Raw genomic sequence first — 21,641 nt, 5'->3', positions numbered from 1 at the left:
CGCGACCGCATCGAAACGGCCCCCCCTCGCCCGCCACAACGGGTGGCTGTGACCCGCCGCCGTCACTGGTCGGCGGCGAGGGGCTCCGGCACCAGGGGCTGCGGTTCCCAGTGGAAGCCCATCCTGAACGTCACCTTGGCCAGCGCCCGCTGGCCGTCGGCGTTGGGGTGGAAGAAGTCCCACTTGCTGATGTGGTCGAGGGTGTAGGGGTAGGAGAAGACCGCGCCGCCGTCGGAGCGGCACGCCGGCCCGTACGCCGCGCACGCCTGCGCCATCTCGGCGTTGTAGTCCTGCACGCGCTCCCTGACGCGGTCCCTGCGTGCCTGGTCCTTCTTGGCGTCGGAGGCGGCGTCGGCCAGCATGGTCGGGCAGATGCGGCCGATCGTCCAGAACGACTTGGCCACCACGCTCTCCCTGCCGATGCGCCATAGCCGCTTGAGGTCGGGGATGCTGGCGGCGAAGATCTTCACGCCCGCCGAGGCGAGCACTGCGAAGGCCCGGTCGATGCGCGAGCGGTAGGTCGCCACCGGCGTCATGCGCGGCTCGCTGGCGACGCAGGCGTCCTGCGCGCCGATCAGGACCGTGACGTAGGAGGCCTTGGCGGCCACGGCCTTCTCGGCCTGGGCGGCCAGGTCGGCGCTGGTGGACCCCGGCACGGCGAAGTTGAGGTTGTGCCCCTTGACGGCCTGGCCGACGGCCAGCAGGCGGAGGTAGTGGCTGTCGACGTCCGCGGAGTCACCCGCCGACCACGACCGGGAGGTGCAGGAGACGTACCAGCCGCAGGCGTTGAAGCCCGCGCTGATCGAGTCGCCGAGCGCCGCCATCACCGCGGGCACCGGCTCGGCCGCCGCCGCGACGGCCGTGCCTGGCACGCACACCGCCGAGGCCGCGAGAACGAGCGCGATCTTCCTGACCATGGTCACCCCCACCTGGGACGATCGATCCCGGGTTGGAGATCGAGAACCCAAGGTAGAGATCAGGAAGGGTGGGCTCTATTACCTCCGGGCGAGGCGTTGCTACCGTTGACCAAGTTCCTATCGCGGCTTGACAGGGCACGGAGCGTGTGTAAGCGCCCATGACAGCGGATCACCCTGAGCGGGCTGTGTTGTGATAAGGCCACCCGATGTCGAACGCGTTCAGTTTCCGCATAAGGTGGGCAGAGTGAGTGTCGCGCTCGGGATAACCCGCCCCCCGCTGGTTCGCAGCATCCCCGTCCATCACCCAGAAGACCTGATCGCGCGACTGCCGCAGGGCCCGCCCTACGCCTGGGTCCACCAGGGCGAGGGCCTGGTGGCCTGGGGTGAGGCCGCGCGGGTGGCGGTCCCTCCGGGGCCGGGGCGCTTCGAGTGGGCCAGGCGGTGGCTGGCCACCGTGTTCGGCGAGGCCCACATCGACGACGACGTGCACGTGCCGGGCTCGGGCCCGGTGGCGTTCGGCTCGTTCACCTTCGACCCCGACGCGCACGGCTCGGTGCTGGTGGTCCCCCGGGTGCTGCTCGGCCGCAGGAACGGCCGCGCGTGGCTGACCACGGTGGGCGAGGCGCCCATCGAGCTGATGGCGCCCGCCGCCTCCCCCGGCCGCATCGTGTACGGTGACGGCTCGCTGACCGCGCCCGAGTGGCAGCACGCGGTGGCGCGCGCCGTGGGCGAGATCAGGTCGGGGCGGCTGGAGAAGGTCGTGCTCGCACGCGACCTGGTCGCCACGGCCGAGCGCGACATCGACGTGCGGGTCCTGCTCGACCGCCTGGCCCGCGCCTACCCCGACTGCTACACCTTCTCCTGCGCTGGCCTGGTCGGGGCCACGCCCGAGCTGCTGGTGCGCCACACCGGCGCCGCCATCGAGTCGCTGGTGCTGGCAGGCACCACCTACCGGGGGGCGAGCCCGGCCGACGACAAGGCCAAGGCCGCGGCCCTGTTCGCCTCGGCCAAGGACCGCCACGAGCACGCCTGCGCGGTGGCCTCGGTGCGCGAGGCGCTCACGCCGCTGTGCGCCTCGCTCTCGGTGCCCGGAGAGCCCGAGCTGCTGGTGCTGCCGAACGTCCAGCACCTCGCCAGCCGGGTGCGGGGGCGGCTGGCCGACGGCGCGTCGGTGCTCGACGTGGTCGCGGCCATGCATCCCACCGCGGCCGTCGGCGGCACGCCCACCGGGGTCGCGCTCGAGGTGATCCGCGAGCTCGAGGGCATGGACCGCGGCGGCTACGCCGGCCCGGTCGGCTGGATCGACGCGCGGGGCGACGGCGAGTGGGGCATCGCGCTGCGCTGCGCCCACATCGAGGGGCGGCGGGCCCGGCTGTTCGCCGGGTGCGGCATCATGGGCGGCTCCGACCCGGCGTCCGAGCTGGCAGAGGCCCAGGCGAAGTTCCGCGTCATGAGGTACGCCCTGGAGGGCTGACCCGCCGGTCAGCCCTCCCCGGGCGCGGGCGTCCCCGGCCCGATCCCGGCCGGAGGACCGCTCTCGCGGCCGGCTCCGGCCGGGCCGTCGGCATGCGACTCGGCCGGGATCCCCGTCGGGATCTCCCGGCCGAGCTCGTGGGCCAGCTGGTCGAGCTCCGCGCCGCCGGCCATCAGGGACGTCAGCTCGTCGCGGGTGATGTCGGCCTTGTCGAACTGACCGAGGCTGGCGCCCCGGTTGAGCAGCAGGAACCGGTCGCCGACCGGGAACGCGTGGTGGGGGTTGTGGGTGATGAAGACCACCCCGAGACCCCGGTCGCGCGCCCTTGCGATGTAGCGCAGCACCACGCCCGCCTGCCTGACGCCGAGCGCGGAGGTCGGCTCGTCCAGGATGAGCACCCGGGCGCCGAAGTACACGGCGCGGGCGATGGCCACCGACTGGCGCTCGCCGCCCGACAGCGTGCCCACCGGCTGGTCCACGTCGCGGATGTCGATGCCCATGGCGCGCAGCTCCTCGCGCGCGACCCGCTTGGCCCTGGCCACGTCGAAGCGGCGCAGCGGCCCGGTGACCGGCTCCGACCCGAGGAAGAAGTTCCGCCAGACCGACATCAGGGGGATCATCGCGAGGTCCTGGTACACGGTGGCGATCCCCCGGTCGAGGGCCTCGCGCGGGCCGCCGAGCCGCACCGGGACGCCGTCGAGGAGGTACTCGCCGCTGTCCTGGACGTGCACCCCCGCGAGGATCTTGATGAGCGTCGACTTGCCGGCGCCGTTGTCGCCGAGCACGCAGGCGACCTCGCCCTCGCGCACGAGCATCGAGACGCCCCGCAGGGCGATCACGCTGCCGAAGACCTTGCCCACGTCACGGGCTTCCAGAAGCGGCGGGGTCATCGCCGCACCTCCTCGGCGTAGCGGCGGACCAGGCGGTTGGCGAGGGTGGCCAGCAGGAGCATCGCGCCGAGGAAGAACTTGAACCAGTCGGCGTCCCATCCGGCGAACACGATGCCCTTGTCGGCCATCCCGAAGATCACCGCACCGATGGACGCGCCGATAGCCGAGCCGTACCCGCCGGTGAGCAGGCAGCCGCCGATCACGGCGGCGATGATGTAGATGAACTCCTGCCCGATGCCGGAGTTGGCCTGGACCGAGGTGAAGCGCAGCGCCATGATCGAGCCGACCAGCCAGGCGGCGGTGGCCGTGGTCATGAACAGCGCGATCTTCGTACGGGCGGCGGGCACGCCGACCGCGCGTGCCGCCTGCTCGTTCCCGCCGACCGCGAAGATCCAGTTGCCGGCCCTCGACCGCATCAGGACCCAGGTGGCCAGGGCCGTGACCCCGAGCCACCAGAAGATCGCCACGCGGAAGTCCACCCCGCCGGCCGTGACCGAGCCGGCCAGCACCGCCCGCGCGCCCTCGTATCCCTCGGCCCTCCTCAGGCCGCTGACCTGCACGGTGCCGGTCAGCGCCTTGGTGACGCCGAGGTTGAGTCCCTGCAGCATGAGGAACGTGCCGAGGGTGACGATGAAGCTCGGCAGCTTGGTGCGCACCACCAGCAGGCCGTTGGCGAAGCCGATCGCCAGGGCCAGGACGAGCCCGGCGAGCATGGCGGCCCACACGTTCCAGCCGTACTTGGTGGCGAGGGTGACCATCACCAGGCCCGTGGTGCCCGTGAGCACGCCGGCGGACAGGTCGAACTCTCCGCCGATCATGAGCAGGGCGATGGCGACGGCCATGATGCCGAGCGTGGAGGCCGGGTCGAGCCAGTTGGCCACGCCGTCCGCCGACCGGAAGACCTCCGACTGCGAGGAGAAGAACGCGAAGACCGCGACGGCGCCGACCACCGAGCCGAGCTCGGGGCGGATCAGCAGGCGCCGCGGCCACCCGGCGCCCGCGACGCGCTCGTCGGCGGCGACGCTGGTCACCGGGTGCCGCCCTGCGCGAGCTTGGCGACCTGCGCCGCGTTCTCCTTGGTCACGAACCCCGGGCCGGTGTTGACCGGCAGGCCGCCGCCGACGGTGTTGAGGTTGGCCTTGTACAGGTAGAGGAAGGTGATGGGCAGCCATCCCTGGAGGTACTGCTGCTGGTCGACCGCGAACAGGATCTCCCCCGCCTCGATCGCGTCGACGACGTCGGCTGACAGGTCGAAGGTGGCGAGCTTGGCCTTGGAGCCTCCGTCGGCGATCGCGTCGCGGGCCGCGACGGCGACCGCGGGGTTCAGGGTGAGCACGCCGTTGACCGAGGCGTCCGTCTGGAGCTTCGCCTTGATCTTGGAGGTCGCGTCGGCGAGGTTGCTGACGTCCACCTGCAGCCGTTCCACCGTGCCGCCGAGGGTCGCCGTGGCGCCGCCGCACCGCTCGTCCAGGCCGACGTTGCCCGCCTCGTGGATGACGCAGAGCAGCTTGGTGACGCCCGCGGCCTTGAGCTTCTCCCCCGCGCCGCGCCCGGCCACCTCCTCGGACTGGCCGACGTGGGTGATGGCCCCGAACTCCTTGGACTGGTCGCCGCCGGAGTTGATGGTGACGACCGGGATGCCGGCCGCCACGGCCTTGGTGACCGACTCCTTCAGCGCGTCGGGATTGGCCATCGAGACGACCACGCCGTCGACCTTCTCGCTGACCGCCTGGTCGATTAGCTGGGCCTGCTTGGCGGGGTCCCCGTCGCCCTGGTAGGTCACCTTGGCGCCGTACCGCCTGCCGGCCGCCTCCGCGCCGTTCTTGACGACGTCCCAGAAGGAGTCCCCCGGCGCGCCGTGGGTGATGACGGCGAAGGTGCCGCCGTCCTGGCCCCCGGCCGCCGGGGCCGCGGACGTGCCCGCCGAGGAGGTCGTGCCGTCTCCACCGGAACATCCGCTCAGCACCAGCGCTCCCAGCACCGTCGCCGTGACCAACCGTGTGACTCGCCTCATGGATACCTCCCGTACCGCCCCGAGGGACGAGATCGGCCGCATGCCAGGTTTGTAACCTCAGGTAACCTCCCTGTCAATTGTTTGTCGTGACATTCTGATGTACAGGCCACTGCACTCCCGGATGCGTCAGGGCACCTTGCAGGCGGCCGGGCAGGCCCTGACCTGCGGCCGCACACAGCGAAAAGCCCGGCAAGAGATCGCTCACCGGGCTCGGGGGGACGTCAGGGACTAGTTCAGCTTGCGCACGATCCGCAGGATCTCGTCCAACGCGACCGTGTGGCCGTTCAGGATGCCGGTGTGCTCGTCGAACTTCTTAGAGTGCTCGCCCAGTATCCTCGTATGCTGCTCCAGCGTGGCCGTGTGCCCTTCGACGGTGACCGCGAGACTCTCGACCTTCGTCTCCAGACCTTCGACCGTGACCGCCAGACTCCCGAACTTCGTCTCCAGACCCTCGACCGTGACCGCCAGATCCCCGAACTTCGTCTCCAGACCCTCGACCGTGACCGCCAGACTCCCGAACTTCGTCTCCAGACCATCCAGCTTCGCCGTCTGCCCCTCGACCGTGACCGCGAGACTCTCGACCTTCGTCTCCAGATCCCCGAACTTCGACTCCAAACCATCCAGCTTCGCCGACTGCCCCTCGACCTTCGTCTCCAGATCCCCGAACTTCGACTCCAAACCATCCAGCTTCGCCGTCTGCCCCTCGACCGTGACGGCCAGACTCCCGAACTTCGACTCCAGACCATCCAGCTTCGTCGTGAGACCACCCAGGAGTCGGGAATGGTCGCTCAGGATCGTCGTGTGCACGTCCTGCTGCGCGCGGATGCTCTTGAGGTCATCGAGCGCGTACTGGTAAAACCGCTTCCCCGTCTCGGACTCCTTCTTTGCTTCGCCGGCCACGTAGGTCGCCGCGATGGTCTGGTCCCGCAGCACGCCGAGCTTGTTCTCGAGCTCGGTCATACGTCCTTCAACGTCAGTTGTTGGCATCACCATTACCTCCTGGAGGAAGAATACTGCCCCCGGTAACGCTGAGTGCTACCTTCAACACGATACGTGAAACCGTTTCATCTGGCGGGCGGCGCGCCTCCGCCGCGAGGACCCGAGGTGGCCGTGCTCTTTGTACGGACATATTAATGTCCGCTACCCTGGACGCTTAGCGATCAGAACCGAGCCGGGAGAAGGCATTGGGCACTCGACTCGACATCGACCTCGATCGCTCCAGCCCCGTGCCCCTCTACTTCCAGGTGGCCGAGCAGATCTCCGAGGCGATCCGCAGGGGCGACCTCGCGCCCGGCGCCAGGCTCGACAACGAGATCCTGCTCGCCGACCGGCTCGGGCTGTCGCGCCCCACGATCCGCCAGGCCATCCAGTACCTCGTGGACAAGGGCCTGCTGGTGCGCAAGCGCGGCGTCGGCACCCAGGTGGTGCACGGCCAGGTCAAGCGCTCGGTCGAGCTGACCAGCCTGTACGACGACCTGCGCCGCGCGGGCCAGGAGCCCACCACCCGGGTGCTGTCCCTGCGGCCCGTGAGCGCCGACGAGGAGATCGCCGCGGTGCTCGGCGTCGCGGCGGGCACGGAGGTGCTGCACGTCGAGCGGGTGCGCTACGCCGCCGGCGAGCCCCTGGCCCTCCTGCACAACTGGCTGCCGGCCGGGCTCGGGGCGCTGACGCCGGAGTCCCTCGCGGAGCGCGGCCTGTATGAGCTGCTGAGGGCCGCCGGGGTGCGGATGCGCGTGGCGAACCAGCGCATCGGCGCGAGGTCGGCCACCCCGGCCGAGGCGCGGCTGCTGGACGAGCGCAGGGGCGCGCCGCTGCTCACGATGGTGCGCACGACCTACGACGACCAGGGCAGGGCCGTGGAGCACGGCTCCCATGTCTACCGGGCCTCGCACTACTCGCTGGAGGTCACGCTCATCGAGCGCTGACCCGCCGCCTCACCGGTCTCGGGCTCCTCGATCTTCGAGGCGCGGCGCTTGATCCACAGCGTGGTGCCGATGCCGAACAGCACCGCGGCGGCGAGGCCCACCCAGGAGAACCCCTTGAGCCACTTGTCCGCCACGATGCCGAGGTAGTAGATCACGGCGGTGGTGCCGCCCGCCCAGGCGATGCCGCCGAGCACGTTGGCGACCAGGAACCGCCAGTACGGCATGTGCAGGGCGCCGGCCAGCGGCCCGGCGAGGATGCGCAGCAGGGCGATGAACCGGCCGAAGAAGACGGCCCACATGCCCCACCGGTCGAAGACGTTCTTGGCCTTGGCGATGTGGGCGGGGCCGAAGTGCTTGGGGAAGCGCCTGCCGAGGCGGTCGAACATCGGCTGCCCGCCCTTGCGGCCGATGAGGTAGCCGATCGAGTCGCCGACGATGGCGCCCGCGCTCGCGCAGACCCCCACCCACAGCGGGCTCACCACGTGCTGTGCCGACAGCAGCGCGGCGCTGACAAGGACGACCTCACCCGGAAGCGGGATTCCGAGGCTCTCCAGGCCGATGACCACGCCCACGATCACGCAGATCCAGACAGGGGGGATCGCCTGGAGCCATTCCTCGACATGCATGGCCACACCCTATGTCGTGGCGTGGGCTTCGTTTTACGCAAGCCGGGATGCCTCTAGAGAGAGCGGACCGCTTCCTGGGCTGCTTCACGCATGGCCACGTGCACGCGGGCGTTCTCCTCGCGGTCGGTGCGGGCCTCCACGATGCGCACGCCCTCGCCCCTGATCGCCTTGGGCAGGTCGTCGATCGAGGACAGCAGGGTGTGCGGAGTGCCGGTGGCGGCGGCGACGTACGAAAGGTCCACCCCGTGCGGGGTGCCGAAGACCCGCTCGAAGGACTCGGGCAGCCCGGCCTGCGGGAGCAGGGAGAAGATGCCGCCGCCGTCGTTGTTGACCACGACCAGGCACAGGTCGGGCCTGGGCTCGCGCGGGCCGAGTATGAGCCCGTTCTGGTCGTGCAGCAGGGTCAGGTCGCCGAGCAGGGCGTAGGAGGGGCCGTTGTGGGCGAGCGCGGCGCCGATGGCGGTGGACACCAGTCCGTCGATGCCGGAGGCGCCCCGGTTGGCGAGCAGGCGCAGGCCGCGCCGTGGCCGCATGGCCTGGTCGAGGTCCCTGATGGGCATGGAGGAGCCGCAGAACAACAGGGTGTTGTTGGGCAGGACCTCGGTGAGGTCCCTGGCCAGGCGCGGCTCGCTCATGCCCGAGTCGTCCAGGACGGCGTCGACGGCCTCGCGCGCCGCGGAGTCGGCCGCGCGCCAGGACCGCAGCCAGGTGTCGTCCCCGGCCGCGACGGCGATCTCGACGGCCTCGGCGACCTGGGTGGCCGACCGGGTGGGGTCGGGCCAGCGGGACAGGTCGGGGGTGACGACGATGTGCTCGCCGGCCCGCTTGAGCCACGACAGCAGCGGCCGGGAGAGGCTCGGACGGCCCAGGGTGACCACGACGTCGGGGCGGTGGGCGTCGGCGAACTCGGGGGTGCCGAGCAGGAAGTGGTACGCCGAGACGGCGTGGTCGCCGTACCTGGCGCCGCCGGTGGGCTCGGAGAGAACCGGCCAGCCCGCCATGCCGGCGGCGGCGACGTACCGCCGCACGTTGACCGCGCCGTCGCCGACGACCAGCACACCGCGCCGGGTGGGGGCGACGTGCAGGCCGGCCGAGGGCGGGGCCACCCGGGCCCGCACCCAGGGGCCGCCGGCGTCCCCGTCGAGGGACTCGCACCAGGAGGTGTCGCCGTCGGGGATGAGCGGCTCGCGGAAGGCGAGGTTGAGGTGGACGGGGCCGGGGTCGCCGGGGCCGAGGGCACGCTGGTAGGCGCGGGCGGCGAGCGAGCGCCAGTAGGCGACCTGGCCGGGACGCTCCTCGGGCGTGCCGACCTCGGCGAACCAGCGGACCGACGAGCCGTACAGCTTGATCTGGTCGATGGTCTGGCTGGCCCCTGTGGCGCGCAGCTCGGGCGGCCGGTCGGCGGTCAGGACCAGCAGCGGCACGCCGGACTCGTGGGCCTCGATCACCGCGGGGTGGAAGTTGGCGGCGGCGGTGCCGGAGGTGCACACCAGCGCGACCGGGCGCTCGGACCTGCGTGCGAGGCCGAGCGCGAGGAAGGACGCCGAGCGCTCGTCGACCCGCACGTGCAGGCGGAGCCGCGAGTCGCCGTGGACGGCGATGGCCAGCGGGGCCGAGCGCGAGCCGGGGGCCAGCACCACGTCGGTGAGGCCGCAGCGCACCAGCTCGTCCACGAGCACGCCGGAGAGCGCGGTGGCGGGGTTCACCTGCCCTCCCGGGCGCGCGCGCTGGTCTGAACGTGAAGAGGCTTCATCTAGGGGCGGCGGGAGAGGCCGGGGAGGCGCAGCTCTTCGAAGGCCTCGCCCGTGAGAGCACTGTCACGGGCGTCGCGCGAATGCGTGGTGGGGCGGGAGCCGCCGCGCCGCCCGGGGCGGTTGATCGTGATCTTCACCATGCCGTCGGCGGTCTCGTAGTCACCCGACCGCTTCCAGTCGAGAGTGCTCACGGTCACACTCACTCCTCACTCACCTGCGCGTCGCCCGGTCGAGGCCACAGGCCGGGGGCGCCTGTCGACGGGACTAACCTTACGACCGTGAGTGAGCGTCCTGTGCACGCGGTGGTTCTACCTCCCGGTCCCGCCCTGTTCGACATGGTTCGCGAGGCGCTTTTCGGCGACGGTCCCGCGGTGCTTCCCCTCGCGCCCGATCTGCCCGATCCGGTCCTGCGGGCGACGCTGGAGGAGCTGCGCCCGACCCACGTGGTGACCGCCGAGGGCACCCGGCCACGGCCAGGCGGGGTCCCGGCGACCGGCGACACGGCCGTGATCATCGCGACCAGCGGCTCCACGGGCACGCCCAAGGGGGTGGAGCTGGCGGCCTCCGCCCTGCGGGCGTCGGCGTCGGCCTCGCTCCGGCGGCTCTCGGCCCGGCCTGGCGAGCGCTGGCTGTGCTGCCTGCCCCCCTCCCACGTCTCGGGCCTGCAGGTGCTGGTCCGGGCGTTGCTGAGCGGGTCCGCGCCGCTGATCCACGAGCGCTTCTCCCCCGGCGCGGTGGCCGGCAGCGGCGCCGAGCACGTGTCGCTGGTCCCCACCCAGCTCAGGCGCATGATCGACGCCGGCGCCGATCTGTCGCGGTTCCGTACGATCCTGCTCGGCGGCGCCGCCGCGCCGCCCCGCCTGCTGGCCGGGGCCAGGGAGCGCGGGGCGCGGGTCGTCACGACGTACGGCATGAGCGAGACGTGCGGCGGGTGCGTCTACGACGGCGTCCCGCTGGACGGGGTGGAGGTGAAGGTCGGGGCGGACGGGCGGGTCCGCCTGGCGGGGCCGGTGCTGTTCTCCGGTTACCGGCTGCGTCCCGATCTCACCGAGGCGGCCCTGGACGGCGGCTGGTACCTCACCTCCGATGTCGGCGTGCTCGGCGAGGGACGGCTGCGGGTGCTGGGCCGCGCGGACGATGTGATCAACACCGGGGGCGAGAAGGTCGTGGCCGGAGTGGTGGCCGAAATCCTGGCGGGCCATCCCGGTGTCCGCGAGGCGGTGGTCGTCGGCCGGCCCGATCCGGAGTGGGGCGAGGAGGTCGTCGCGGTGGTCGTCGCCGCCGACCCGGCCGCTCCCCCGGCCCTCGACGAGCTGCGCGCCCTGGTGAAGGGCCGGTTGCCGGGCCATGCCGCCCCGCGCGCGCTGGCGCTGCGGACCCGGCTCCCGCTGCTGCCGAACGGCAAGCACGATCTTGTGGCGGTACGCCGTGAAATTTCCGGCTTTGTTGGCATAAGGGATGCTTCTTGACCACAATGTCCCGTCAAGGGAACCGGAAGTCGCGTCCGGCGCGTCTTACAGGCAGCCGGATCTAGGAAGGACGCCTTGATGAACCCAACCCGCAAGATGTGGATCTCCGCCGGAGTGGTGGGCGTGGTCCTCGCCGGGGGTATCTCCGTCGCGGCGGCCGCCGCCTCGGGAGGGGTCGACAAGACCGCCAAGGTCAGCCAGGAGAGCGAAGGCTCCGCGCCCTACGGCCCAGGCGAGGCGCCGGGCCAGATCCCCGGCCCCGATGTCCCCCAGAACGCCGAGCCGACCAGGTCGCCTGAGGAGTTCGTCGTCACCAACGACGACGTCAACCCCGACCCGAAGAAGGTCGCGGAGTTCTGGACCGAAAAGCGCATGGAGAGCGCCGAGCCGCTCCCGATCCCGGTCATCACCCCCGAGAAGAAGCCGAAGTAACGGCGCGGGCTCGTGGAGGAGGCGGGTCGCCGGGAGGCGGCCCGCCTCTCCTCGTGCCGGGCCCCGGTTTCCCCGATCCCGTGTCGACTCCCCGATCTCGGGCAGAGGGGGGAGCTACCAGCGACGACGAGTGCGACGATCAGGAGGCGATCAGCGACGGCCACGCGCCCGGCGGGAACAAACCACGGCGTCTGACGTTATTGATACTGGTGCGCCGATCGCCGGACGCCGCGCCATCCCAGCGACCTAAAAGACGACTCCGTGACGGAGGAGGTGTGCTCATGCCCCGAACTGCCGTGGCGACCTCGACTGAGCGCGAGGCGACCCCGACGAATCTCGCTCAGGTCCTCGACCGAGGGCGAGCGCAAGGTCACCTTTCCCTCGCGGAGCTTCGCGAGGCGTTCTCGACGGCGCGGATCAGCCCTGCCAAGGGCCGCTCGATCCTGCGCGATCTCACCGAGGCCGGCGTGAGCCTGGCCGCAGAGAACGAGCCCCCCTTGGGGACCGGTAGCCCGGCGAGAAAGACCCGTAAGAGCACCACGATGAAGACTACCGCGAAGAGCGCAATGACAAGCACCACGATCACCACCGCGGAGACCGCCGAATCCCCCGAGGGGACCGTCGAGACCCGCCCCCGGCGCACCGCCCGCCGGACCACGCGCAAGACGGCCGAGGCGGCTCCCGCCGCCACCGTGCCGCAGGCGTCGCCCGCCAAGGACGAAGCCCCCGCCGAGCACGGGGACGGCTGGAACGAGCCGGAGGAGAGCGAGCTCCAGAGCGAGACGTTCGACCTGGACGACCAGTCCTCGGTCATGGGCGACTCGGTGCACACCTACCTGAAGTCGATCGGCCGGCGCACCCTGCTGACCGCGGCGGAGGAGGTCGAGCTGGCCAAGCGCATCGAGGCCGGCCTGTACGCCGAGCACAAGCTGGAGACCGAGACGCTGAGCGCCTCCCGGCGCGCCGACCTCGAGTGGATCGCCGAGGACGGCAGGCGCGCCAAGGACCACATGCTGGAGGCCAACCTCCGGCTGGTCGTCTCGGTGGCGAAGAAGTACACCGACCGCGGCATGGCGCTGCTCGACGTGGTCCAGGAGGGCAACCTCGGGCTGATCCGCGCCGTGGAGAAGTTCGACTACTCCAAGGGCTACAAGTTCTCGACGTACGCCATGTGGTGGATCCGCCAGGCGATCCAGCGGGGCTTCGCCGACTCGGCCCGTACGATCCGGCTTCCCGTGCACGTGCTGGAGCTGCTGTCGAAGCTCTCGCGCATCGAGCGCGACATGCACCAGCGGTTCGGCCGCGAGCCCACCCCCGAGGAGCTCGCGGTGGAGCTCGACAAGACGCCCGACCAGATCGAGGAGCTGCTGCGCACCAGCCGCCAGCCGATCAGCCTCAACGCCACCATCGGCGAGGACGGCGAGACGACCATCGGCGACCTGATCGAGGACGTCGACGCCCCCGAGGCCTCGGAGGTCGTCGACCGGCAGCTGCTCGGCGCGGAGCTGCGGGGCGTGCTGGGCAACCTGACCCCTCGCGAGGCCAAGATCATGGCACTGCGCTTCGGGCTGATCGACGGCAAGCCGCACACGCTCGACGAGATCGGCAAGCACCTCGGGCTGACCCGCGAGCGGATCCGCCAGCTGGAGAAGGAGTCGCTCTCCAAGCTGCGGCACCCGAGCAACACCCGCCCGCTGCTCGACTGGGCCAGCTGAGGGTCACGAACGGCTTCCGCCCTCCCGGACGGAAGCCGTTTCACTCTCCCCGGCGCGGAGGGTCAGCGCGCGGGCGCGAAGGGGCGCGGCACCCTGGCGATGCCCGTAAGCCGGTTCTCCTCGCGCAGCGTGCGCAGCCTGTTGACCTCGGCGGTCCACCTGGCACCGTCGGGGGTGGCGACGCCCTTGCGCCGCCTGATGCGGTCGTCGTACGCCTTGACGCCGAAGGTCGCCCGCTGGGCCGCCTCCGCCGCCCGCAGGGCGTCGGTCAGCGCGCGGTCGAAGGCCAGCCCCGCCGCCCGCAGCTCCGCGGCGCCGGCCCGGGAGGCCTGCGTGCGGCGAAGCTCGTGCTCCGCCCCGCGGGCCTTCTCCAGCAGCTCGCCGAAGCTCTTCCCGACCTCCTGGTCGGCGTGGTGCCTGACCTCCGCCTCCCGGCTCACACCGGGACGGAAAAACGCCATCGCTCGCCCTTTCTCGGCACATCGCCGGTGATCCGGCGTGGGTTGCTTGCCATAGCGTACGCGGCCCGCGAGGCAGGTCGGGCGCCGGTACGGCGTGGCGCCCTTTACAAAGTAAGCCATCATGCGGATCATGCCTCGTATGCCAGCGAAGCGACCTCCCGTCCCCCTGTCCCGCGAGCGCATCATCGACGCCGCCCTCCACATCGCCGACGGCCAGGGCCTGCGGCGGCTGACGATGCGGCGGCTCGGCGACTCCCTGCAGGTGGAGGCGATGGCGATCTACCACCACCTGCCCCGGGGCAAGGAGGCCCTGATGGACGCGCTCGCGGAGCACGTCACGACCGTCACCGTCCCGGACTCCGGCCCCGCCGGCTGGCAGGACATCGCCCGCGCCTGGGCCCGCGCGGCACGGGCCGCGCTGCTGGAACACCCAGGTGTGCTCGCGCTCGCGCTCACCAAGCCGCCGCAGGGCACCGCGCTCATGGCGATCCGGGAGCAGGCCGAGCAGCTGGCCGCCTCGGGCCTCGGCGACTCGGCGCGGGCGGTGCGCACCCTGCGGGCGTACGTGATGGGAAGCGTCGCCGTGGAGATCCAGCGGTCGGGCTGGGCGATCGGCCCGGCCGGCGACGGCGAGGAGCCCGGCGCCCCGCCCGGCCAGGCCTCCCGGCCGGAGTCGGACGAGGAGGCGGTGGCCGCGTTCGAGCGCGGCCTGGACGCCCTGCTCAGGGGCATCGCGCAGACGTAACCCTTCGTTTATCGGTTCGGCGGCGAGTCGTGCTTGGACCGTTATCTTCGGTGGGGCACGCTTGTGTCGCAGGTCACAGCGCCGAACCAGCCCGATGGACCCCCCCGGACCCCCTATTCGAAGGTTCGAAACCGTCCCAACGGGCTATGTCGCCCGCGTGTGACCCGCAGCACACTTACTCTGTAGGTGTGCGGCACCGCACACGTCAACCACACAGCGCTCGTCCCCGTCCAACGGGGGTGGGGGTAACCGTCCGGAGACAGACACCGGCGCGGGTTCCCCCGGCCGAGCACCAGATCGAGAGAGAAAACCGGAGGCACGCCGATGTGCCCGCATGAGCCGTCCTGTCCGAGCACCACCGCGCCGGACCGCGAAGCCGCCCGCACGATAGCGGCACACCCCGAGCAGGGGTGGAGCCTGCTGTGCAACGGCATCGTGCTTTTCGAGGACACCGGGGAGCTCCTGCCCGACGGCGCGGTCATCGCCCCGCACCGCCCCACCGACCTCGCCATCAGCGCCGCCTGAGATCAGCAGAACCGGGGGCAGAGCCAGTTCGCCACGACCTCGCCCACCCGGGCGGGGTTTTTGCTGAGGTCGTGTCCCTCACCGGCGAGCACGATCAGGCGTGTCGTATCCGCCTCTTCCGGCACGCCGAAACGGTCGCGGTCACCGCTGACCGCCAGCACGTCGACGCCCGCCTCGCGTAGCTCACCCGCTCGCGAGCGCTCGGGCCTGCCCGGCGGGTGCAGGGGGAAGGCCAGCGCGACGACCGCCTCGGCTCCGGCCGCGCGGGCCGTGCGACAGGCCACCCGGGCCCCGTTGCTCCGCCCGCCCTGCACGAGGGCGAGGCCGGGAAACCGCTCGCGCACCGCGCCCACCAGCGTGGTCCACGCCTCGTCCTGCCTGGCCGGCGACCCCGGCGCCCGGGCGCCCGCGACCCTGAAGGGCTGCAGCACCCGCGCGACCGTGCCTCCGATCGCGGACACCGCGTCGCGCACCGCCAGCAGGTCGGGCGCCTCGACCCCCCCGGCCGACCCGTGCGTGAGCACGAACAGGAACCTCGGGCGGGGCACCTCGTCGACCTCCACGATCGCCGGGCCGGCGGGCGTCACGATGCGCATGGCCGACACGGTACCCGCGGACGACCTCTCTCCTTCTCCGGGGGGATGCCCAGGCGGCGTGTCTGTGCCAGATTAGGAGGGTGCCCGACAACTCACTCCCCCGCGACGAGCTTCGCGCCACGGTCGAGGCCCGTCGTGACCTCGGCCCCGACTACGAGCACGCGCTGATCGAGTCCTTCCTGGAGAAGATCGACTCCACGATCGACGCGCGGGTGCGGGCCGAGGTCGCGGCCCAGAACGGCTACCAGGGCCATCCCGGCCCGCAGGGCTACGCTCCCGGCGCCCCTCCGGGCCAGGCCAAGCAGCACAAGCAGGGGGACGGCACGATCCCCATCGCCCTCGGGTCGCTCGGCATCGGCGTCCCGCTGACGGCGATCGCGGCCACGCAGGCGGGCCCCGCCGGGCTGTTCCTCGCCTGGACCGGCATCATCCTGGTCAACGTCGCCGCGGCGTTCGGCCGCCGCCGCCGCTGAGGCCACCTCCCCCCGCTGAGCCCGCCCTCCCCCGGTGAAGACCCCCGGTGCCGGCAGGGCGTTAAGCGTTTCCCCCGCTCCCGCCTAGTCGCCTTCCTCGCCCTCGGCGGGCTCCTCGTCGCGGTGCAGGCGCAGGCGCACCTGCTCGGCCACCCCCTCGTCGGGGTGCTCCAGGCCGTACGTCCACACCGTCTCCGCGTCCGCGTCGCGCCCGCGCAGCGGGAGGGTGCGGGCGAGGAGCTCGATGGCGAGCGCCGCGCTGTCGGTGTCCTCGCCGCCCTCGGCCGCGGCGGCGAACTCCCCGCAGGCCATGTCGAGGTGGGCGATGCCGAGCAGCACGCGCAGCCGGCCGGAGTCGGCGACACCCGGCACGTCGAGCGCCTCGATCAGCACGTCGGCGGCCTCCCCCGGCTCCCCCTCGGCGAGGAGGTACTCGGCGAGCCGCTGGGCGGCCAGGGAGCCGGTGGCGGGGTCGCGGGTGGCGAGCGCGGCGCGCAGCGACGCCTCGGCCTCCCGGTCGTCCCCCTGGCCCACTGCGATGCGCGCCAGCGCCATGTGCGCCGCGGGCAGGTAGGCCGGGGTGCCCACGCCGATCACGGCCTGCCAGGCGGCACGCGCCTGGTCGGCCATGTCGTCCCTCTCGAACCCGCGTGCCAGGTGGCAGGCCGCCTGGGCGGCGTACTCCGGATGGCCGGTGGCGAGGGCCGTGCGCGCCGCGGCCCTGGCCCCGGCCACGTCGCCGCGCTGCTCCAGCACGACGGCGAGGCCGACGGCCGCCTGGGCGCGGTCGGCCTCCTGCTCGTCGGCGGCCAGCTCGGCGAAGATCTCGGCCGCCGCGTCGAGCTCACCGCTCTCGGCCAGCCGCCGCGCGTCGTCGATACGCCGCCCGGACTGCACCTCGTGCGCCGCCATCGGGACCTCTTCTCGGGATAGGGGGTTCCCGGGCCTCGCGACGCGGGCGCGCCGTCGCGCGCGACATATTATGCCGATGCGGACGGGCGCCCGAGGCTGGTCGCCTAGTCTTCGTATGCCTCCAGCGGGGGGCAGGAGCACACGAGGTTGCGGTCGCCGTACGCCTGGTCGATGCGGCGCACCGGCGACCAGTACTTCGCCTCGCGGAGGGCCGCCACGGGGTAGGCCGCCTCGGTGCGGGTGTAGGGGTGGGCCCAGTCGTCGGCCACCACGCTGTCGGCCGTGTGCGGGGCGTTGCGCAGCGGGTTGTCGGCCCGGTCGTAGGCCCCGGAGGCGACCTTGGCGATCTCCTCCCTGATCGCGATCATGGCGTCGCAGAACCGGTCGAGCTCGGCGAGGTCCTCGCTCTCGGTCGGCTCGATCATCAGGGTGCCCGCCACGGGGAACGACATGGTGGGCGCGTGGAAGCCGTAGTCGACCAGCCGCTTGGCGACGTCGTCGACGGTGACGCCGGTCTCCTTGGTGATCTGGCGCAGGTCGACGATGCACTCGTGCGCCACCAGGCCCTCACGGCCGGTGTAGAGCACCGGGTAGTGCGGGGCGAGCCGCCGCGCGAGGTAGTTGGCCGACAGGATCGCCTGCTCGGTGGCCGCCTTGAGCCCGTCGGCGCCCATCATCCTGACGTAGGCCCACGAGATCGGCAGGATGCCGGCCGACCCGAAGGGGGCGGCCGAGACCGGGCCCACCGGGCCGTCCTCCAGCGGGTGGCCGGGCAGGTAGGGGGCGAGGTGGGAGCGGACCGCCACCGGGCCGACGCCCGGACCGCCGCCGCCGTGCGGGATGCAGAACGTCTTGTGGAGGTTCAGGTGGGAGACGTCCGCGCCGAACGACCCGGGCTTGGCCAGCCCGACCAGGGCGTTGAGGTTGGCGCCGTCGACGTAGACCTGGCCGCCGGCCTGGTGGACCCGCTCGCAGACCTCGGTGATCGTCTCCTCGAACACGCCGTGCGTGGAGGGGTAGGTCACCATGATGGCCGCCAGCCGGTCGCGGTGCTTGTCGATCTTGGCGTTGAGGTCGGGGACGTCGACGTTGCCCTCGTCGTCGCAGGCGACCACGACGACCCGCATGCCCGCCATGACGGCGCTGGCGGCGTTGGTGCCGTGGGCCGACGACGGGATGAGGCAGACGTCGCGCTCGGTGTCGCCGTTGGCCCGGTGGTAGGCGCGGATCGCGAGCAGGCCGGCGAACTCGCCCTGGGAGCCCGCGTTGGGCTGCAGCGAGACGGCGTCGTACCCGGTGACCTCGGCCAGCCAGCCCTCCAGGTCCTTGATGAGGCGCACGTAGCCCTCCACCTGGTCGGCGGGGGCGTAGGGGTGGATGCCGGCGAGCTCGGGCCAGCTGATCGGCTCCATCTCGGTCGTGGCGTTGAGCTTCATCGTGCAGGAGCCCAGCGGGATCATCGACCGGTCGAGCGCGATGTCCTTGTCCTGAAGCTTGCGCAGGTAGCGGAGCATCGCGGTCTCGGAACGGTGGGAGTGGAACACCGGGTGGGTGAGGAAGTCCGTGGTGCGCAGCAGCCCGGCGGGCAGCGCGTCGGAGGTGGCGGTGTCCAGGTCGTCCAGCACGATGCCGGTGAGGCCGAACGCCTCCCAGACCGCCCGCAGGTCGGCGGCGGTGGTCTTCTCGTCGCAGGAGACGCCCACGTGGTCGGCGTCGGCCAGGCGGAGGTTGACCCCCCTGTCCCTGGCCGCCGCGACGATCTCGGCGGCCCTGCCGGGGACACGGGCGAGCACGGTGTCGAAGAAGTCGTCGTGCACGACCTCGACGCCCGCGCCGCGCAGACCGGCCGCGAGCACCGCGGCGTGCCGGTGGGTGCGCTGGGCGATGCGCCTGAGCCCCTCGGGGCCGTGGTAGACGGCGTACATGCCGGCGATCACGGCGAGCAGCACCTGCGCCGTGCAGATGTTGCTGGTGGCCTTCTCGCGGCGGATGTGCTGCTCGCGGGTCTGCAGGGCGAGCCGGTACGCCGGGCGGCCGTCGGCGTCCTGCGAGACCCCGACCAGGCGCCCGGGCATCTGCCGCTGGAGCCCCTCGCGCACCGCCATGTAGGCGGCGTGCGGGCCGCCGAACCCGAAGGGGACGCCGAAGCGCTGGGAGGAGCCGACGGCGATGTCGGCGCCCATGGAGCCGGGGGCCTCCATCAGGGTCAGCGCCAGGAGGTCGGCGGCGGCGACCAGCAGGGCGCCGCGGGCGTGGGCCTGGTCGGCGACGGCGCGGAAGTCCTTGACCTCACCGCTGGCGCCCGGGTACTGGACGAGCACGCCGAACAGCTCGCCGTCGGGCAGGCCCCGGCCGAGGTCGGCCTCGACCAGCTCGATGCCGAGCGGCTCCGCGCGGGTGGCCAGCACGGCCTTGGTCTGCGGGAGCGCGTCGGCGTCCACGACGAACACCGGGGACTTCGCGCGGCCGGCGCGGCGGGCCAGCGTCATGGCCTCCGCCGCGGCCGTGGCCTCGTCGAGCAGCGAGGCGCCGGCGACGTCCAGCCCGGCCAGATCGCTGATCACGGTCTGGAAGTTCAGGAGGGCCTCGAGGCGTCCCTGCGAGATCTCGGGCTGGTAGGGCGTGTAGGCGGTGTACCAGCCGGGGTTCTCCAGCAGGTTGCGCCGGATGACCGCCGGGGTGATCGTGTCGTGGTAGCCGAGCCCGATCATCGAGGTCAGTACCTGGTTGCGGGAGGCGAGCGCCCGCAGCTCGGCGATGGCCTCGGTCTCGCTCGCCGCCTCGGGCAGGTCGAGCGGACCCTCCGCGCGGATCGCCCCGGGGACGGCCAGGGCGATGAGGTCGGCGACGGACTCGTAGCCCACGGCCTCCAGCATGCGCGCCTGGTCGGCGTCCGCCGGGCCGATGTGCCGGGTGGCGAAGGGCGGTGCGGACAGGTCGCGAAGCGGTGACCGATCGGTCATGAGGCCCTCCTGAGGGTGGTGGAGACCGGCGCTGGAGCGCGCGTGTATGCCGGGTCTCCCCCTCTGTCATCGCGACATCCTCATCGCGACCTGAGAGCTTCATCCGCATAAATGCGGATTTGCACCGTCGGTGAGACACGCCTGGCGGGCACGTCTACTTTCCAGAGTCGCCTCACCCGTGCGGTACGTGGGCCTGAGAGATTCCGGGGAGGTTGCTCCTTCGGCGCCCGGGTCACGCACCGGCACCGCGTGGAGCGCGGAACCGGCCCGTGCCAGGGACTCTCCCGCACAGGGTCGTAAGCCTTGCGCCAATCGTACCGTCCCACCCCGAGTTAGGGGCTACCCCTATCGCCCGGGTTTGCCGGACTTTACCCCTGACCTGCGGGTTTGCGAAGATCTAGCCCCGTCCCCACGGGATCTCCGCTCACGCGGGCCACCACCCCGCGCCGCAGGAGGTGACCTGGGTCACCCGGTCTTGCGGGCCTTCCTGCGCCGAGCCAGCTCGTCACCCGGGTGCTCCTCCGTGGAGTCCCGGTCGGCCGGCTCCGCCCGTTCCCCCGGCAGCTCCGCCAGGGATCCCTCGACCTCGCGCCAGACCCCGCCCAAGGCGATGCCGAACACGCCCTGGCCGCCTTCCAGCAGATCGATCACCTCGTCGGCCGAGGTGCACTCGTAGACGCTCACGCCGTCGCTCATCAGGGTGATCTGCGCGAGGTCGTTGACCCCGCGCTCCCGCAGATGCTGCACCGCCGTGCGTATCTGCTGGAGCGACACCCCGGTGTCGAGCAGGCGCTTGACCACCTTGAGAACGAGGATGTCACGGAAGCTGTAGAGCCGTTGCGACCCCGAGCCCTGCGCCGCCCGTACCGACGGCTCGACCAGCTGGGTTCGCGCCCAGTAGTCGAGCTGGCGGTAGGTGATGCCGGCCGCCGAGCACGCCGTCGGGCCGCGGTATCCCACGTCGGCGGGCAGCGACGCAGGCCGCTCGTCGAACAACAGGCCCTGCTCACCCGCGCGCTCCCGCGCCGACTGGCGCTGGGCCGGATCATGCTGGCCGGCCGTCTTTCCCTCGCCGCTGCTGACCGCCACTGCGGACCTCCGGCTTTCTCTCATCCCACGGTCTGATCTGGGGGTTCGTGAATTACAACCGTGGTTTCCCTTGCACCGTAGGACTGGCGCGATCCTCAGTCAACGATCCCGCCCGGCGCGTCGTGAAGCGTAAATGCCCGATATGGCTAACCCGCACGACCGAAGTCCTCGGGCGTGATCGTGTCCAGGAACTCGCGGAACTTCTCGACCTCGTCCTCCTGATCGTCGGGGATGATGACGCCGGCCTCGCGCACGACATCCTCGCTGGCGAAGATGCTGGCACCGGTGCGAAGAGCCAACGCGATCGAGTCGGATGGGCGTGCGCTCACCTCGACACCGTTGGAGAACACCAGGTCAGCGAAGAAGATCCCGTCGCGCAGCGCCACGATGTTGACCGTCTGCAACCGCACGCCGAGAGCTTCGATCACGTCCTTGAACAAGTCGTGGGTGAGCGGCCGGGGAGGCGGCTCCTCTGCCTGTGCCAGAGCGATGGCCGTGGCCTCGGTCATCCCAATCCAGATCGGCAGATAACGCTCACCCTTCGCCTCCTTGAGCAGGACGATGGGCTGGTTGGAGGGCATCTCGACGCGGACCCCCACGACCTCCATCTGCAACACAGGCTGCTCCGTCTCATTGGGTCGCCGGCCCGCTCCGGGCCCGT

Annotated in this window: 22 protein-coding genes and 1 riboswitch; of the genes, 8 read left to right on the top strand and 14 right to left on the bottom strand. The window is 71.8% G+C overall.

From position 1 onward, the window contains the following. Positions 1–62: 62 nt before the first annotated feature. A complete protein-coding gene (locus tag ACOZ38_RS18955) occupies positions 63–917 on the bottom strand; it encodes an SGNH/GDSL hydrolase family protein (protein ID WP_424532271.1) in 855 nt (284 codons plus the stop codon). 244 nt (positions 918–1,161) lie between these two features. Between ACOZ38_RS18955 and ACOZ38_RS18950 the strand changes: the two genes are divergently transcribed. Next, positions 1,162–2,391 carry an isochorismate synthase gene (locus tag ACOZ38_RS18950; RefSeq protein WP_424532269.1) on the top strand — a complete coding sequence of 410 codons (1,230 nt, stop codon included), beginning with the start codon at positions 1,162–1,164 and terminating at the stop codon, positions 2,389–2,391. Between the two features lie 8 nt (positions 2,392–2,399). On the opposite strand, the gene ACOZ38_RS18945 is transcribed toward ACOZ38_RS18950, so the two are convergent. From ACOZ38_RS18945 to ACOZ38_RS18930, 4 genes are all read right to left on the bottom strand, one after another. Further along, positions 2,400–3,281 carry an ATP-binding cassette domain-containing protein gene (locus ACOZ38_RS18945; protein WP_424532267.1) on the bottom strand — a complete coding sequence of 294 codons (882 nt, stop codon included), beginning with the start codon at positions 3,279–3,281 and terminating at the stop codon, positions 2,400–2,402. Then, the gene (locus ACOZ38_RS18940; RefSeq protein WP_424532266.1) at positions 3,278–4,312 is read right to left on the bottom strand and encodes an ABC transporter permease; all 1,035 of its coding nucleotides are present in this window, start codon (positions 4,310–4,312) and stop codon (positions 3,278–3,280) included. The genes ACOZ38_RS18945 and ACOZ38_RS18940 overlap by 4 nt, the downstream gene beginning before the upstream one ends. Then, positions 4,309–5,295, bottom strand: a complete 987-nt coding sequence (locus tag ACOZ38_RS18935) for a substrate-binding domain-containing protein (RefSeq protein WP_424532264.1) — start codon at positions 5,293–5,295, stop codon at positions 4,309–4,311. Before ACOZ38_RS18935 ends, ACOZ38_RS18940 begins: the two co-directional genes overlap by 4 nt. Positions 5,296–5,523: 228 nt before the next feature. Then, positions 5,524–6,255: a hypothetical protein gene (locus ACOZ38_RS18930; RefSeq protein WP_424532263.1), complete on the bottom strand. Its 732-nt coding sequence runs from the start codon at positions 6,253–6,255 to the stop codon at positions 5,524–5,526. A 224-nt stretch (positions 6,256–6,479) separates the two neighbouring features. On the opposite strand from ACOZ38_RS18930, the gene ACOZ38_RS18925 reads away from it, so the two are divergent. After that, positions 6,480–7,220: a GntR family transcriptional regulator gene (locus ACOZ38_RS18925; RefSeq protein ID WP_405149563.1), complete on the top strand. Its 741-nt coding sequence runs from the start codon at positions 6,480–6,482 to the stop codon at positions 7,218–7,220. Here the strand turns inward: ACOZ38_RS18925 and ACOZ38_RS18920 are convergent. Genes ACOZ38_RS18920 through ACOZ38_RS18910 form a run of 3 tightly spaced genes read right to left on the bottom strand, consistent with a single transcriptional unit; the run spans position 7,187 to position 9,797 of the window. After that, positions 7,187–7,846: a DedA family protein gene (locus tag ACOZ38_RS18920; protein WP_424532260.1), complete on the bottom strand. Its 660-nt coding sequence runs from the start codon at positions 7,844–7,846 to the stop codon at positions 7,187–7,189. The two genes, ACOZ38_RS18925 and ACOZ38_RS18920, sit on opposite strands and share 34 nt — an antisense overlap. Positions 7,847–7,899: 53 nt before the next feature. Continuing rightward, positions 7,900–9,552: a 2-succinyl-5-enolpyruvyl-6-hydroxy-3-cyclohexene-1-carboxylic-acid synthase gene (gene menD, locus ACOZ38_RS18915; RefSeq protein ID WP_424532259.1), complete on the bottom strand. Its 1,653-nt coding sequence runs from the start codon at positions 9,550–9,552 to the stop codon at positions 7,900–7,902. A 47-nt stretch (positions 9,553–9,599) separates the two neighbouring features. Further along, entirely contained in the window at positions 9,600–9,797 is a 198-nt protein-coding gene (locus ACOZ38_RS18910) for a hypothetical protein (protein WP_424532258.1), read from the bottom strand. Positions 9,798–9,935: 138 nt separating this feature from the next. On the opposite strand from ACOZ38_RS18910, the gene ACOZ38_RS18905 reads away from it, so the two are divergent. The 3 genes from ACOZ38_RS18905 (at position 9,936) to ACOZ38_RS18895 (ending at position 13,216) form a co-directional block, all read left to right on the top strand. Then, positions 9,936–11,069 carry an AMP-binding protein gene (locus tag ACOZ38_RS18905; RefSeq protein ID WP_424537041.1) on the top strand — a complete coding sequence of 378 codons (1,134 nt, stop codon included), beginning with the start codon at positions 9,936–9,938 and terminating at the stop codon, positions 11,067–11,069. 78 nt (positions 11,070–11,147) lie between these two features. Continuing rightward, positions 11,148–11,501, top strand: a complete 354-nt coding sequence (locus ACOZ38_RS18900) for a hypothetical protein (protein ID WP_424532256.1) — start codon at positions 11,148–11,150, stop codon at positions 11,499–11,501. Positions 11,502–11,782: 281 nt separating this feature from the next. Continuing rightward, positions 11,783–13,216 carry an RNA polymerase sigma factor gene (locus ACOZ38_RS18895; protein ID WP_424532254.1) on the top strand — a complete coding sequence of 478 codons (1,434 nt, stop codon included), beginning with the start codon at positions 11,783–11,785 and terminating at the stop codon, positions 13,214–13,216. A 62-nt stretch (positions 13,217–13,278) separates the two neighbouring features. On the opposite strand, the gene ACOZ38_RS18890 is transcribed toward ACOZ38_RS18895, so the two are convergent. After that, positions 13,279–13,677: a hypothetical protein gene (locus tag ACOZ38_RS18890; RefSeq protein WP_424532252.1), complete on the bottom strand. Its 399-nt coding sequence runs from the start codon at positions 13,675–13,677 to the stop codon at positions 13,279–13,281. A 139-nt stretch (positions 13,678–13,816) separates the two neighbouring features. Between ACOZ38_RS18890 and ACOZ38_RS18885 the strand changes: the two genes are divergently transcribed. Then, positions 13,817–14,422, top strand: a complete 606-nt coding sequence (locus ACOZ38_RS18885) for a TetR/AcrR family transcriptional regulator C-terminal domain-containing protein (RefSeq protein ID WP_405149574.1) — start codon at positions 13,817–13,819, stop codon at positions 14,420–14,422. Between the two features lie 324 nt (positions 14,423–14,746). Further along, positions 14,747–14,947 (top strand): DUF5999 family protein, encoded by a 201-nt coding sequence (locus ACOZ38_RS18880; RefSeq protein ID WP_358523442.1) that lies wholly within the window; start codon positions 14,747–14,749, stop codon positions 14,945–14,947. Positions 14,948–14,949: 2 nt separating this feature from the next. Here the strand turns inward: ACOZ38_RS18880 and ACOZ38_RS18875 are convergent, their stop codons facing one another. Further along, positions 14,950–15,543, bottom strand: a complete 594-nt coding sequence (locus tag ACOZ38_RS18875) for an alpha/beta family hydrolase (protein ID WP_424532249.1) — start codon at positions 15,541–15,543, stop codon at positions 14,950–14,952. Positions 15,544–15,623: 80 nt separating this feature from the next. On the opposite strand from ACOZ38_RS18875, the gene ACOZ38_RS18870 reads away from it, so the two are divergent. Next, on the top strand, positions 15,624–16,016 hold the full coding sequence (locus ACOZ38_RS18870) for a hypothetical protein (protein WP_405149577.1): 393 nt from the start codon (positions 15,624–15,626) through the stop codon (positions 16,014–16,016). Positions 16,017–16,100: 84 nt separating this feature from the next. On the opposite strand, the gene ACOZ38_RS18865 is transcribed toward ACOZ38_RS18870, so the two are convergent. From ACOZ38_RS18865 to ACOZ38_RS18850, 4 genes are all read right to left on the bottom strand, one after another. Continuing rightward, complete coding sequence (locus ACOZ38_RS18865; protein WP_424532247.1) at positions 16,101–16,928, bottom strand: tetratricopeptide repeat protein; 828 nt, start codon at positions 16,926–16,928, stop codon at positions 16,101–16,103. A gap of 104 nt (positions 16,929–17,032) precedes the next feature. Further along, positions 17,033–19,891, bottom strand: a complete 2,859-nt coding sequence (gcvP, locus tag ACOZ38_RS18860; RefSeq protein WP_424532245.1) for an aminomethyl-transferring glycine dehydrogenase — start codon at positions 19,889–19,891, stop codon at positions 17,033–17,035. A 171-nt stretch (positions 19,892–20,062) separates the two neighbouring features. After that, positions 20,063–20,188: riboswitch (glycine riboswitch) on the bottom strand. Positions 20,189–20,356: 168 nt separating this feature from the next. Further along, positions 20,357–20,980, bottom strand: a complete 624-nt coding sequence (locus ACOZ38_RS18855; RefSeq protein ID WP_405149583.1) for a MerR family transcriptional regulator — start codon at positions 20,978–20,980, stop codon at positions 20,357–20,359. Between the two features lie 146 nt (positions 20,981–21,126). Continuing rightward, a complete protein-coding gene (locus ACOZ38_RS18850; RefSeq protein WP_248958545.1) occupies positions 21,127–21,597 on the bottom strand; it encodes a bifunctional nuclease family protein in 471 nt (156 codons plus the stop codon). Between the last annotated feature and the right edge of the window lie 44 nt (positions 21,598–21,641).

This window comes from Sphaerisporangium viridialbum (genome assembly GCF_049674955.1).
Taxonomy (GTDB): domain Bacteria; phylum Actinomycetota; class Actinomycetes; order Streptosporangiales; family Streptosporangiaceae; genus Sphaerisporangium; species Sphaerisporangium viridialbum.
The sequence above is the reverse complement of the archived record's forward strand: the minus strand, read 5'-3'. Positions and strand labels throughout refer to the sequence as shown.